The following is a 13,115-nucleotide window of genomic DNA, read 5'->3' on the forward strand; positions in this document are numbered from 1 at the left end:
AAGGTCCTTGGAATGGAAGATCAACGAAAGGGCGGATCGTAATGGTTTTGGGCAATGGGCTGACGGGCCCGTAACGCTGTGAGAAGGTTGATATGGATATTTTTGCCGTCCGTTTGTCCCCTGCCGCTTCCACTGCGCCTTTGCAATTGCGTGCCTTTATCGTCGAACAGATCGTACTGGATAAACCGGTCGGCATCAGCAGGTTGCTTCACCTCTATGTCAAGCTCTGTTGAGCCAGGTGCGAAGAGAACCTTCTTTACCGTTAGTGTGATATCCCCATACGATTTAGTGATCATTGGCAGGACCACTTTATTGGTCGAGGCCATCTTTGTTACAGGAATCGAAAAGCTCCACCGCCCTTTCGTGCTTCCTATTTGGCTGATATCCATCTGCAGTTTAAAGTGATTGGGCAAATCCTCTGCCGGCATCAAGTCGATGACCCCTGCATAAGTATGCTCATCGACCGGACTTCCGGTACCGCTAAGGGCGGGCTCCAACAACTCCGAGATGACGCCGACCGACATATCCTCCAAATAATGCAGCTTCACGACGAGCCGCAGTGTATCCTCCAGACGGTTTACCGCCTCCCACAAATCCACCTTGCCATATTCCGCAGATTCGGCATGCTCTTCAGGCAGAACGGCAACCGGTATCGTCCTTTTGCGCTGGCGCAGGAATTGGTTGCACTCGTTAATCAAGATTCTCATAAACCAGGTTTTGAAAAAATGCGGTCGGGCGACTCGATACATAGGAAGCTCCAAAGCCTTCACCAACCGGGAGAATGCTTCCTTGTTCCCTTTTTGGGCCAGCAGGACGTCTATTTCTGTTATCACATGGAGCTGCCTCCTTTTGTTGTCTAAGCATTAGATGCCCCAGCTCTTCGAACGGTTCACGCAGCCCATTTTTTTAATTACGCCCCACATTCATTTTACCTGCACCGGTGCGGCGCTTTCCGCAAAAAATCGCCCATCGGCTTGCCTTGAAGGCAAGCCGATGGGCGATCTCCTTAAGATCCGAACGGTTGAAACGCATTCAAATCCCGATAAAATTCAGCAAATTGCTTAAGGTCTAATTGCTGCTGACCGTCTGAAAGGCTAATGGACGGATCGGGATGCACTTCGACCAAGAGGCCATCCGCACCGGCAGCAAGCGCGGCTTTGGCGCACGGCAATACAATATCTTTACGGCCGGTCGAATGACTTAAATCAACCAGGACCGGCAAGTGGCTTTCCTTCTTGAGTATAGGTACCGCCGAAATGTCCAGCGTGTTCCGGGTCCATTTCTCATACGTTCGTATGCCCCGCTCCATAAGTATGACCTGAGCGTTGCCGCGGGAGACGATATATTCCGCGGACAGAAGAAGCTCCTCCAGCGTTGCCGAATTACCTCTTTTCAGCAGCACCGGGATGCCCGAGTCGCCAACGGCCTTTAATAAAGAAAAGTTCTGCATATTTTTCGCGCCGATTTCAACCATATCGATATATTGTCCAGCCAGCTCCAGCTCTGACGAATCCATGATTTCGCTGACTGTAATCATCCCGAATTGCCCGCCGACTTTATGTAAAATCTCGAGACCTTCCTTGCCGAGCCCTTGAAAATCGTAAGGAGAAGTTCTCGACTTGTAAGCCCCGCCCCGCAATATCGTAACGCCTTGCGCTTTAAGTGAGGCCGCCACTTCGTACATTTGACCATAGCTTTCCACCGTGCAGGGGCCGGCTACAAGGACTTTGTCGGGTCCGCCAATTCCAACCCCTTTAATGTGAATGACCGTATCCTCGTGTTTTCGCTTTCGGGTCACGAGCAGATGCTTCTTGTGCTCCTCCTCCAACAGCTCCAGAGATGCTTTGAAAATTTGTTTAAATAAATGCCTGACCGTTGCATCGTCGAAGGGGCCTTTATTTTTCTGGACTAAATTTTCCAGCATCCTGCTTTCGCGAACCGGATCGAATCGGGGGATGCCTTGCTTTTGCTTTTCAATGCCTATTTTCTCGACAATTTCAGCCCGGTTGGATATCAATTCGAGAATTTGAACGTTGATTTCGTCCAACTTATTTCTAAGGGCTTCCAAATCTGAAGTACTCATGCTATACAGCTCCTTTTTTGACTGAAACTCCCAAGTATCTGGTTCATATATCGATTGATCCTATTATAAAACACCTTTATAATGGAAAGTAACCCGTGCTTCCGCACTTTAAAACTTAAAAGCAGAAGAGAGTGTTGAGCGTGTACAACAACCCCGATATCCCTTTACGGGAAAAAAATATAATCTTAATCGGTTTTATGGGTGTGGGCAAGACGACCATAGGTCATCTTCTCGCCAAAAAACTGTATAGAGATTTTATCGATGTCGATTATGAAATTGAGCAGCAGTACAAGATGCCTATCACGCAAATTTTCAAATCTTTCGGCGAAACGAAATTCCGCCAAATGGAAAAGGAATATATTACCAATTTATGCACAAATTCCCGGTTGAAAATTATTTCTCTTGGGGGAGGCGCATTTATGCAGGAAGAAATCAGAAACATCTGCTTGTCCACGTCCATCGTCTTTTTCCTTGATCTTACCTGGGAGACCTGGAAAGACAGGCTGCAGCTCATTGTAGACAGCCGACCTGTCTTACAGAACAAATCTTTGGAAGAGATTGAAAATTTATTTTACACCCGGCAAAACCTATACGCATTAAATCATTCAAGCGTTAACACCGACCACCTGGACCCGGAAGAGGCCGCCGATTACATTATTAACACGCTGAAGCTGGGTTGGGAGATTTACTCGTAGTTACGTCGTAAAGCTGCCTCGCCATGCACCATGCGGCCTGTCCGGGGCAGACCGCATCGTATTCTTTCGTCACTCTGATGATGAAAACAATTGATAGCAAACGGTTACATAAACAAATTAAATCGATAAAAATAGGCTCTACACAAAACATAGTGCTTGAAAGTAACTGATTTCTTATGCTGAGTGGCCCAGAATAGAAAAACATCTGTACATTCCGTAAAATGGTTGTGCTACCAATCCACTTCGAGGAATGACAGATGCACAACCAGTATACCGATCTTTTGCTTGATTTACCAGAGGTTAAAGCGATACAAGTTTTGGAAATCGATGAACGAACGATTCATATCGAAGTCTCTCCTTGTTCGAATACCCAGGCATGCCCGATCTGTCGATCGAAAGAGTCCGTGATCCGTAGAGGTAAAAACCGGATGCGTAAAATTCGTCATCGCGATGCATTTGACAAAACCATTTATGTGCTAACCCCTGCCATCCGGATGTTCTGTAATGATTGCCAATGTGGTTTCGTCTGGCAGTATGCCTTTGTCGGCGCTGGCAAACGGTACTCTCACGCTTTTGAAAAGCAAGCCATTCGCACGGCAACGGCGGCTACCGTCAAACAAAGCGCTGAAATTCATGAAATGCCCGCGAGCACACTCCAAACCAAGCATCAACAATGGTTGGCGGCGGAAAGCGCGCGTCTTCAGGAACGTGTGTGGCAAGATGCCGCTCATACCTCGAACCTGGTACTGGGGATAGACGATTTCGCGATCCGAAAAGGTCATACCTACAATACAGGCATCCATAATTTAAGAGGCGAAACGCTGCTTGACATTTTACCCGGCCGTACATTGGAAGAACTTCGAGCGTATGCGAGGCAGCATCCGGAGTTTTTGGCGCTGCGTCCGAGAGCCGTGGTAATGGATTTAGCACCCTATTACCATACCTGGATTCAGGAATGTTTTCCGGAAGCGATTCGGATTGCGGACCGATTTCATGTCCATCGGTATGTCACGGAAGCTGTTCAGGCCGTCCGAAAAACGGTGCAAAGCACACTGTCTCCCAGAGCGAAAGCCAATCTGAAAGCCAAGCATCGGTTGCTCAACCCGCCACAGGCATCGCTGCCTGCCCAACAGCAACAACAGTTAAAGGAAATTCTGAGTTATTCGCCTCTGTTGCAGCAGGCGCATGCTTGGAAAGAAGCGTTCAGCGAATGGTACGACTGCTCGCCGGATGCGAAAGTAGCGAACATCCGATTAGATGACTGGCTCAAACAAGGGGAACGGCTCGAACATCCGGCTGTCTCCGCTTGTTTGAAAACCATTCGGAACTGGCGTCAAGAGATCGTCAACTACCATCGTTGCCGCTGGACCAACGCTGCCGTTGAAGGCAAAAATAACCGAATGAAAGCTTTCCAGCGCAGACATTACTTCACTCGCAACCGAGTTAGGTACGTGCAGGGTCTTCTCGTTGAATGCAATCGTGCACGTTATTGCCGATAACACAAACGTTCCGAAATCTCAAGCACTAACTTTGGAATTGAGCCTAAAAATAACTAGAAAAATTATATCCTTTGCAAGCAAGCGGCGTCAATACGAAATAAAACAAGCCTCCAAATTCCACGATTTAAGCGGGCTCGGAGGCTTGTTTTTCGCTTCCTCAAAGACAAGAATTATTTCGATACTTTAATCCGTTCTTCCAAAGGCTTGAATTCCTTCTCTCCGGCCGGGGCCGTCGGTTTCCCAAATGGCATCTGGGCGATGAGCTTCCAGGATTGCGGAATGATCCAGGACGTCTTCACTTTTTCATCGATCAGAGGATTGTAGTGCTGTACACTAGCACCCAGTCCTTCGTTCTCAAGCGCAGTCCATATGACAAATTGAAGCATGCCATTCGATTGCTGCGACCAACTGGGGAAATGTTCCGAATAGCTTGGAAAGCTCGCCTGCAGCCCTTCAATCACAGTCATATCTTCGAAGTAGAGTACGGTGCCGTGCCCGCTTCTAAAGCCGTTTATGCGTTGTTCGGTCGATGCGAATTGATCCGCTTGCACAATACCGCGCAAAATTTCCTTCGTCAAATCCCATAACTTATGATGCTGTTCTCCCAGCAATACAAGCACTCTCGCGCTTTGCGAGTTAAAGGCGGACGGCGTATATTTTACCGCTTCCCGAATGATTTCAACAATGCGCTCATCCGAAATCGGCGATTCCTGGCTAATCCCATAAATCGTGCGTCTTTCCCGTACTGCTGTTAAAAAATCTTTTCCTGTTCCTACCGCTTCTGCCATGTATCTGTCCTCCGGATGTGATGTCGTACTCCGTTATTTTGATCTTAGTCGTCGCCTGCTATACAAACGCCTCAAAAAAAGGCGTATTTATGGTAAATACATCTAAATTGTTCGAAAGTTATAATTTATTGTTGTATTGCTGGATGATTCTTGAATTCACTCTTGATTCTACTATAATTGTGATAGTTAAAAGGTAAACCTAGGGGGATAAAACCTAATGATAGGAGTTCCCGAAATTCTAGAAGACCCGAAATTTATTGCAGCGTATGAGATCAAGGGGGAGCCTTCATGGAGTAAAACGTTGAATGAAAAAAAACAGAGTACCGATATTTTTTTCGTACAAGACGGCAGTGGGCAGTGTGTGATAGGCGAAATGATTTTCACTGTTGCGAGAGGAGATATCGTTATTTTTCCAACTTTAAGTTCCTATGAAATTATTTCATCCGTCCAGACACCGATCTCAGGAATCGTAATTTCCATCTCGAATGTGCAAATATCAGGAATGCCCAAAGGTTATTTAACCTCCCCGGACCAGTGCCCTGTCATTCCAACGGATAAAGACTACAGCTCAACCAGTCGATATTTTTCCGAAATTTATAGCGAATATCAGCATCCCACGTACGGCTCAAACGAAATGATCGAATCTTTAACGAGAACCATCCTTATTGTAACGATTCGAAAGCTTTATCTGGTTAAACCGAAGATTTCCCCTTCTATCACTCATGAAGTCAAGAAATACATCGAAGAATACTATTATCAAGACCTGACCTTGAGTGATCTGGCCGCAATCGTTTATGTAAGCCCTTACCATTTGGCGCATATTTATAAAGAAGAAATGGGCACCCCTCCTATCCAATATTTAATTCAATGCAGAATCGACGAAGCGAAACGACTCCTGAAGTACACCAATTTAACCATTCGTGAAATCGCTCTCAAAGTAGGATACCCTAATGGAATATACTTTAATTTGCTGTTTAAAAAATTGACCGGTATACCTCCGGGCAAATTCAGAAAAATATTTAGCGAATAAGGAATGGCCTTAATGAATGCCTTCCAGATTCGCAGGCCCGTGACCTGCAGCTCTCATCCAGAACGAAGCAGGTCACTGACCGAAGTTTAGGATGAAAGACAGGTTCCGGCTCCGCTGCCCAGTAAAACGGTGACATCGGGGGCTCCCGCCTTGTCTAATTCCTGATTGGATTTGAACGTGTAAATATTCATCGGAAACCTGCCCCTTCTTCCCTCATGGGTTCGTTGAAAGCATATAACCGCTCCCTATGAGGAAGCGGTTATACGGTGGATCCTTATCGATTAGGCAAGTTTCTCCAAGCGGCAAGACGATCCTTCGTTCCCTCAATGACCGGCCGCATATACTCGATAGCTTGCCGGGTGATGCCGTCAGGATTGCGATCCCGCCGGGGGAAGCCGATCTCCATGGACAACCATCCGTCATAACCAATCAATGCAAGTTCATCGACGGCGCCTCTGAAGTCGGTATGTGTGCCGGGCGCGTCACGGTTCACATCGGAAATATGAACATAGATCAGACGGTCGCCCGCTTCGTTAAATTGTTCCCTTACATCATCCCCTCTATAGAAGACGTGAATCGTATCCAGCATAACACCGGCAACATCGGCGCCAGCTCCCGCCTCTTCCATTAATTTCAGGGAATCGCCCGCATGCTCGATGACATCCGACACTTCCGAAGTAGGTTCAATCGCCAGCTTAACGCCTAGCGGACGCGCAACCTCCGCACATTTGTGAAGAGCTTCAACCGCATAATTCCAAGCTTCCTGACGAGGTTGTTTGTAGCGCTTCCAACCCGGCAGCCAAATCACCCGCTCACATTCAAGATCATGCGCCAGCTGAAGACACTCGGAAATATATTGGAAGTTGGCATCGCGCTCCTCTTGATCGGGCGAAGCCGGATTATAACCGGGACCGCCGCCCAATGCCGGGCATAATGCCGATACTTCCATCCCGCGACTCTTTACATGCTTCAGCATTTCTTTTCTGCGGGCGGAATTCGTATGCGCCGGGAAACCGTGCGGGGCTGCGGCGCCGATTTCAATGCCGTCATATCCCATTTCTGCAAGCGTATCGACCGTATCCTCGAGCGAACGGCATGGCAGCCAACCGAAAGCAGATCCGTACAACCAACTGTTAAAAGATAATTTCATTGTAAAACTCCTCCTTTAAGAATATGGGTATTGTAAAATTGGTTAAAATCGATTTTTTCTCCACCGCGTTTTGTCGATTCGACGGCGGCTAATACGAGTCCCAAGCTGCGTAGATTGTCTTTTCCGTGGGTTTCCGGAAGCTTATTCGCCTTGACGGCTGTAACAAATTCCTTGACCGTGCCTAGTCGCTCCTCTTCTTCAACAGGGTCGAGCGTCACTTCCAGAATATCGTCGGACATTTCAAGCGTTCTCGCCTTGAAGACGGTTTCTCCAATGATATTGCCATGCGGGTAAAGCAGCACACGATTTTCATCCCATAGAATAGAAGCGTGTGTGCCGTGAATTTCCCAGGCTCCGTCCCAAGTCGTGTGCGGACGGCGCGAAACCCAAGATCCCGTATACGAAATCATCGTGCCGTCGTTTGTTTCAAACTCGACGAAAGCGGAGGCGTTGCCTTTGTACCAGGTCCAGCTCGGGTTATAGCTTCGCGCACGCACCCAATCGGGTTCTACTCCAAAAATACCGCGAATGTAATCAAAATGGTGAATGGCCATATCCACAATCAACGGTTCCTCCATTTCAGTGCGGAAGCCTGTAAATGGGGGGGCTTTTCGGAAACGCCCGTAAATGGTCTCAATTTTCCCTACCGCACCCTCTTCGATAAGGCGCTTTACCGTCCGGGGGCCTCTTCTGAAACGAAAGCTTTGCGTCACCATGATATAACGGCCTGCTTGCTCCGCTTTTTCCACGATCCTGTTCGAGGACGACAGCGTTGGCGCAAACGGCTTTTCAATCATACAATGCAGACCTGCTTCAAGAGCTTCAAGGGCGACAGCTTCATGGGCTTCGGGCGGGACAACGATAAGCGCGGCATCAGCCTCGACATTGCTCAGAGCTTCCGCTAACGAGGTGAATCTTCGATCATGCGGGAGACCCACCGAGTCGCCTACCGTGTTCAATGTCTGTTCATTCAGATCAACCAGCGCGACAAGCTCCGTCCATGGGGAATTGGCAATGACGCCTGACCATCCGTTACCCCAAAAGCCTAAACCAATTTGAATGACACGCATTCCATTCTTGCTCCTTTCTGTTGGTTGAATATTATTTCTTGTTGGATGTTATTTCTTCGACTTCTGAGCCATGATGTTGCCCCACAGATTAGGATCATCGACATTGTTCTTATCTATAATGGAAGGAGGAATCATCGTATCGCGTTCGAACTTGGTTTCACCGCTGAAATACTTGGCTACCCTTTCCATGCCTTCCGACCCCATGGCCTTCGCGTCTTGATTCAAAGAAGCGTCTTGAACGCCTTCCCGAATGCGCTGTAGTCCCGTAGGCGTACCGTCGACTCCGATCATGACAATATGTCCGTTTTCTCCGACCTTCTTATCCCTGCCTAATTTCTTAAGAGCGGAAACGACACCCCGCAGCATCTCGTCGTTGGCTGAGAAAGTAGCGACAATGTCCTTATGGGCGGTGAAGGCATCAAGCGTATTGGAGAATGCTTTATCGGCAACCCATTCGTTATTTAAAGTGACCACTTTCAAATTCGGATATTTCTCCATTTGGTCATTAAAGCCGGAGCTTCTGAGGTCCGCCCCCGTCGCACCTACCAGACCGCGTTGTTCGAGCACGGTTCCTCTCGCGTCCCCTACCGCTTTGGCGATATAATCGGCTGCCATGACGCCGGCTTTGTAATTGTCATACCCCACCCAAGTCAAGTAGTCTCCGCCAAGAATTTTGGATTCCACGCCGAAAACCGGTATGTTTTTCTTCCTCGCCGCATCGATCGAAGGTACGATCAATTCGCCGTCCACGGAACTCAACAAAATGGCGTCCGGCTGGGTCGCGATAATGCTTTGCATTTGCTCCGCTTGTTTGTTGGCGTCAACATTCGCGTCGAATACTTTAACATCCATCCCGTATTTGTCTGCAACCTCTTTCGCCGAGTCGTTCAGCATGACCATGAATTCAAACCCTAGGCCCATTAACGGAAAGGCAACCTTCTTCCCCTTCGGGGATTTTTCTCCGGCAGCGCCGGATTCTCCTTTCGAAGAATCCACGGCCGATGTCGCAGCCGCAGACTGCTGCTTCTGATCGCTGCCCGAACCGCATCCGGAAAGAACCGTTGTCGCCATTAGAATCATGGCCGCCAGACTCCCTACTGTTTTTTTCATGAGTACGTCCTTCCTTTCAAAAGAGTTTTATCTTAATAATGATGCTATAAGCCGGTGACCATCGCTTAAGCACCATTTCATTAAGCGCCTTGCTCCTTGGTTGCTTGCTTTTTATCGGGCAGAACGGAACGATTGGAAGCGTGTTTATGCAATCGGGTCATATTTCTCGTGCTTTTACGCTGCCGGTATATATCAAGCGCTGCCGCCAGGGCAATCACGACGCCGGTGAAAACCTTGTCATAATTCGGAGGGATAGCCAGCAGGACAATGGCGTTTGATGCAAGCGTCAACAAAATGACTCCCAATAAGGTGCCGATCACATTGCCTTGGCCGCCAAACAAACTCGTACCGCCGATGACGGCTGCTGCGATTACCGTAAGCTCCATGCCCACACCGATAATCGGACTGCCGGATTGCAGACGAGCCGTCATCATGAGGCCGCCGATAACGGCGGAAAGGCCGGAAATCACAAAGGCAATGATAATAATTCGGTCAGCGGGGATTCCGGCGAGACGGGAAGCCGTTTTGTTTCCGCCTACCGCATAAATCATTCTTCCGAAGCTCGTCTTCGAGAGCACAAAATAACTGATGAGCGCGACCGTGAGTGCAAAAGGAATAAATACCGGAATCTTGTCGCCGAATAGTTGGGCATTGCCGACCGTCTCGAATATATCCGGCACCGGGATAATATTTTTACCTCCGGAGAACACATACGCTAAACCGCTTGCGAGGCTTAAGCTTGCCAGGGTTACAATGAGCGGAGGCATCTTCAGCTTCGTTACAGCCAAACCGTGGAATATCCCGAAAGCGACTCCGACGAGTAAGGCAATAAGAATACTAAGCCAAACCGGCAGCCCCAATTTGACTGCTAAACCAACTGAAAGCACGGAAGACAGCGCAATCAGAGACCCTACCGACAGGTCAATCCCGCCAACCAGAATAACGAAGGTTTGGCCAATCGCGACAACGGCTAAAATGGTGGATTGGTATAAAATGTTAATGATGTTGGTCCCCGTAAGAAAGGAGCTGGATGCGAAGCTTAATATAATGCCCAGCAGGAGAATGGCGAACAATAGCCCCTGCACCTGCATCCGCCGGAGAGCATCTCCTAATGACCGAATAATGTTCATCTTAAATCGTAACCTCCTCTGTCGTCGCATATTTGATGATTCGTTCCGGCGAAAGCTCCGACCGTTTCAAGTGTCCTGTCAATTTCCCTTCCCGCATCACCAATACCCGATCGCTTAGCAGCAGCACCTCAGGCATTTCGGAAGTCACCAGCAGGACGGCCACCCCGGATTCCGCCAATTCACCGATCAAGCGGTGAATTTCCGCCTTGGCCCCGACATCGACCCCCTTGGTCGGTTCATCTAAAATTAAGATGCTCGGTTTGCGCGCAAGCCAGCGTCCAATAATCACTTTTTGTTGATTGCCTCCGGATAGCGTCATAATATTCGATTCGATCGAAGCGGCTTTCACTTTCAAGGCGGCGCTTTGTTCGTTGGATATATCGATTTCATGATTCTTATGAATCATACCGGCAGGCGCGACCAAATCCAGAAGACTTAGCGTAAAATTCTCGCGTACCGTAAGCAATCCGACAAGACCCTGCCCTTTGCGGTCTTCCGGTACAAAACCGACACCGGCCTTGACAGCAGCAGCGGGCGAGTTTCGTTTAATTCGCTTGCGGTTAATCATGACCTCGCCCGAGTCATAAGGATCAATGCCGAATATACACCGGACGAGCTCTGTACGCCCTGCGCCCACAAGTCCGGCAAGCGTTAAAATTTCGCCTTCACGCAAGCTGAATGAAACGTTCTGCAGAACCCCTTGCTTTGACAAATTGTTAACCGTCAATATTTCTTTGCCCGGCATTCGTTTGACGGGCGGCACTTCAGGAACGTCTGTATTGACCATCATTCGGACCAGGATGTTTTCGTTAATCTCTTTGATTTGTTCCGTTCCGACATAACGGCCGTCTCTAAATACCGTGACCCGATCGCAAATTTCAAAAATTTCTTCCAGCCAGTGCGAGACAAAGATGATGCCGATCCCCTGATTCTTGAGCTCGCGCATGACCTGAAACAGGCGGTCCACTTCCCTTGGCGACAAGGAGGTCGTCGGTTCATCCATAATTAAGACGCGCGCATCTTCCGAGAGAGCCCTGGCAATTTCGATTAATTGCCCTTCGGCGGGTGTGAGCTGATGTCCTAACAAATCCAGATCGAGACCGGGCACAACGCGCGAAACCGCTTCCTCCACTTTCTTCCTGCATGCTTCGTCAGAAACGACTCCATAACGCCCGGGCCACCGTCCTAACATGACGTTATCAATCACGCTCATATGCGGCACCAGATTATGCTCTTGGTGGATGGTGGCAATGCCGGCAGCGTGAGAGGCAGCCGGATCATTCGTGCGGATGCCGGTTCCATTGATCAGGATCTCTCCGCTGTCAGGAGCATGATATCCGGAAATGATTTTGATTAAGGTAGACTTTCCAGCGCCGTTGGCGCCAAGAAGCGCGTGAACTTCGCCTGCCTTTAGCTCAAAATGGACACCATCCAGAGCGACTGCTCCATGAAATCTTTTATGTACGTTATTCGCTTGCAATAAAGTCATGCTGTCACCTCCCGATACCTTTCTTTGTGCTCATTACGCTCCTTATCATTAGACGCTTGCCGCTTGCTGTGAACGCTTTCAGTTTTCTTTGACTTTGGCAGGTTATCGCAATACGCTCTTCAAGAATGTAATCCCTTCCGCTGCTATTGCATCCTGCGAGCTTGCCAGCGGTCTCCATTGGGAAACCGCTCTGGCAATTTCTTTGATGTCCGTCGTGAATGCCTCAATGACGACATAGCCGTCATATTGAATATCTTGCAAGGCCTTCGAAACTTCTTCCCAGGGAATATGGCCTGTTCCCGGAATCCCCCTGTCATTTTCGCAAGAATGGAAATTCAAGATGTGCTTTCCCGCTGCACGGATCGCATCGCCAATGCTCTTCTCTTCAAGATTCATGTGGAACGTATCCAGCAGAAAGCCGACGTTGCTATGATTCACCCTTTCAAGCAAATTCACACCCTGCTCCACGGTATTGATCAGATCGGTCTCGAAACGGTTTAAAGGTTCGATCGCAAGCTTGACGCCCTTCTCTCCGGCATAATCAGCCGCCGCCTTTAAGTTCTCAACCGTCCACTCCAGCTGCTGCTTTTTTTCCGCCGGTGTGAGCAGCCTTGTTTTTCCGGTAGCGGCGTACATCGGGCCTGAAACTAAGGGCGAGCCCAGCTGTACGGCGAAGTCCACACATGTTCGGATGTAGGCCAGCCCTTCTTCCCGGACACGGCTATCCTCGGAGCTGATGTCCCGATTCGGGCCGAAAGCCCCGCATACGAGTGCTTGGATGCCCCGCGCCTCCATGTACGCACGGGTTTCCGCTGCCGGTATCGTCCGTGGGTCCTCGATGCAAATTTCTAAAATGTCGAAGCCAAACGCCTTCACTTTATCAACCAAATGGAACGTTTCAGGTGAAAAGGGTGATGCCCAAATGAACGTGCTGGCACCGAATTTCATGAGAACCTCCCCAAACCGTAAATTTGTTGTCGATATCTTTAAATCCATCATAACATCTACACAAATGAAAACAATTCACTAAAATTGAGAACAAATTATAATATATTGTGGAATAAATAATAA

12 protein-coding genes are annotated in these 13,115 nt (G+C 48.7%); 3 read left to right on the forward strand and 9 right to left on the reverse strand.

Annotated features, from left to right (window positions below; translation table 11 throughout):
* Positions 1-20: 20 nt before the first annotated feature.
* Both ACZ439_RS05950 and ACZ439_RS05955 read right to left on the reverse strand, forming a co-directional pair.
* Entirely contained in the window at positions 21-833 is an 813-nt protein-coding gene (locus ACZ439_RS05950) for a DUF5643 domain-containing protein (RefSeq protein ID WP_464620746.1), read from the reverse strand.
* A 173-nt stretch (positions 834-1,006) separates the two neighbouring features.
* Positions 1,007-2,083 carry a bifunctional 3-deoxy-7-phosphoheptulonate synthase/chorismate mutase gene (locus ACZ439_RS05955; protein WP_054797682.1) on the reverse strand — a complete coding sequence of 359 codons (1,077 nt, stop codon included), beginning with the start codon at positions 2,081-2,083 and terminating at the stop codon, positions 1,007-1,009.
* A gap of 197 nt (positions 2,084-2,280) precedes the next feature.
* On the opposite strand from ACZ439_RS05955, the gene ACZ439_RS05960 reads away from it, so the two are divergent.
* A complete protein-coding gene (locus tag ACZ439_RS05960) occupies positions 2,281-2,778 on the forward strand; it encodes a shikimate kinase (RefSeq protein WP_127606337.1) in 498 nt (165 codons plus the stop codon).
* Between the two features lie 257 nt (positions 2,779-3,035).
* Entirely contained in the window at positions 3,036-4,277 is a 1,242-nt protein-coding gene (locus tag ACZ439_RS05965) for an ISL3 family transposase (protein WP_201317670.1), read from the forward strand.
* Positions 4,278-4,447: 170 nt separating this feature from the next.
* Here the strand turns inward: ACZ439_RS05965 and ACZ439_RS05970 are convergent, their stop codons facing one another.
* Positions 4,448-5,065: a nitroreductase family protein gene (locus tag ACZ439_RS05970; RefSeq protein ID WP_127606247.1), complete on the reverse strand. Its 618-nt coding sequence runs from the start codon at positions 5,063-5,065 to the stop codon at positions 4,448-4,450.
* Between the two features lie 217 nt (positions 5,066-5,282).
* Here ACZ439_RS05970 and ACZ439_RS05975 point away from each other — a divergent pair, with 217 nt between their 5' ends.
* Positions 5,283-6,095: an AraC family transcriptional regulator gene (locus tag ACZ439_RS05975; RefSeq protein ID WP_127606249.1), complete on the forward strand. Its 813-nt coding sequence runs from the start codon at positions 5,283-5,285 to the stop codon at positions 6,093-6,095.
* 274 nt (positions 6,096-6,369) lie between these two features.
* Here the strand turns inward: ACZ439_RS05975 and ACZ439_RS05980 are convergent, their stop codons facing one another.
* The 6 genes from ACZ439_RS05980 to ACZ439_RS06005 form a co-directional block, all read right to left on the reverse strand.
* The gene (locus ACZ439_RS05980; protein WP_054796603.1) at positions 6,370-7,245 is read right to left on the reverse strand and encodes a sugar phosphate isomerase/epimerase family protein; all 876 of its coding nucleotides are present in this window, start codon (positions 7,243-7,245) and stop codon (positions 6,370-6,372) included.
* Positions 7,242-8,315: a Gfo/Idh/MocA family protein gene (locus ACZ439_RS05985; protein ID WP_127606251.1), complete on the reverse strand. Its 1,074-nt coding sequence runs from the start codon at positions 8,313-8,315 to the stop codon at positions 7,242-7,244. Before ACZ439_RS05985 ends, ACZ439_RS05980 begins: the two co-directional genes overlap by 4 nt.
* 48 nt (positions 8,316-8,363) lie before the next feature.
* Positions 8,364-9,425, reverse strand: a complete 1,062-nt coding sequence (locus ACZ439_RS05990) for a sugar ABC transporter substrate-binding protein (protein ID WP_430105747.1) — start codon at positions 9,423-9,425, stop codon at positions 8,364-8,366.
* A gap of 80 nt (positions 9,426-9,505) precedes the next feature.
* Positions 9,506-10,555: an ABC transporter permease gene (locus ACZ439_RS05995; protein ID WP_054796598.1), complete on the reverse strand. Its 1,050-nt coding sequence runs from the start codon at positions 10,553-10,555 to the stop codon at positions 9,506-9,508.
* Between the two features lies 1 nt (position 10,556).
* Positions 10,557-12,044, reverse strand: a complete 1,488-nt coding sequence (locus ACZ439_RS06000; protein ID WP_141333832.1) for a sugar ABC transporter ATP-binding protein — start codon at positions 12,042-12,044, stop codon at positions 10,557-10,559.
* Between the two features lie 102 nt (positions 12,045-12,146).
* Positions 12,147-12,992: a sugar phosphate isomerase/epimerase family protein gene (locus ACZ439_RS06005; RefSeq protein ID WP_141333833.1), complete on the reverse strand. Its 846-nt coding sequence runs from the start codon at positions 12,990-12,992 to the stop codon at positions 12,147-12,149.
* Positions 12,993-13,115: the final 123 nt, after the last annotated feature.

Source organism: Paenibacillus sp. JCM 9796 (assembly GCF_055379675.1).

What these genes read in the sequence shown, in the direction of transcription:
- ACZ439_RS05995 (WP_054796598.1), bottom strand. Translation starts at nt 10,555, where the DNA reads ATGAACATTATTCGGTCATTAGGAGATGCTCTCCGGCGGATGCAGGTG.
- ACZ439_RS05990 (WP_430105747.1), bottom strand. Translation starts at nt 9,425, where the DNA reads ATGAAAAAAACAGTAGGGAGTCTGGCGGCCATGATTCTAATGGCGACA.
- ACZ439_RS05970 (WP_127606247.1), bottom strand. Translation starts at nt 5,065, where the DNA reads ATGGCAGAAGCGGTAGGAACAGGAAAAGATTTTTTAACAGCAGTACGG.
- ACZ439_RS05985 (WP_127606251.1), bottom strand. Translation starts at nt 8,315, where the DNA reads ATGCGTGTCATTCAAATTGGTTTAGGCTTTTGGGGTAACGGATGGTCA.
- ACZ439_RS05955 (WP_054797682.1), bottom strand. Translation starts at nt 2,083, where the DNA reads ATGAGTACTTCAGATTTGGAAGCCCTTAGAAATAAGTTGGACGAAATC.
- ACZ439_RS05960 (WP_127606337.1), top strand. Translation starts at nt 2,281, where the DNA reads ATGGGTGTGGGCAAGACGACCATAGGTCATCTTCTCGCCAAAAAACTG.
- ACZ439_RS05965 (WP_201317670.1), top strand. Translation starts at nt 3,036, where the DNA reads ATGCACAACCAGTATACCGATCTTTTGCTTGATTTACCAGAGGTTAAA.
- ACZ439_RS06000 (WP_141333832.1), bottom strand. Translation starts at nt 12,044, where the DNA reads ATGACTTTATTGCAAGCGAATAACGTACATAAAAGATTTCATGGAGCA.
- ACZ439_RS05980 (WP_054796603.1), bottom strand. Translation starts at nt 7,245, where the DNA reads ATGAAATTATCTTTTAACAGTTGGTTGTACGGATCTGCTTTCGGTTGG.
- ACZ439_RS06005 (WP_141333833.1), bottom strand. Translation starts at nt 12,992, where the DNA reads ATGAAATTCGGTGCCAGCACGTTCATTTGGGCATCACCCTTTTCACCT.
- ACZ439_RS05975 (WP_127606249.1), top strand. Translation starts at nt 5,283, where the DNA reads ATGATAGGAGTTCCCGAAATTCTAGAAGACCCGAAATTTATTGCAGCG.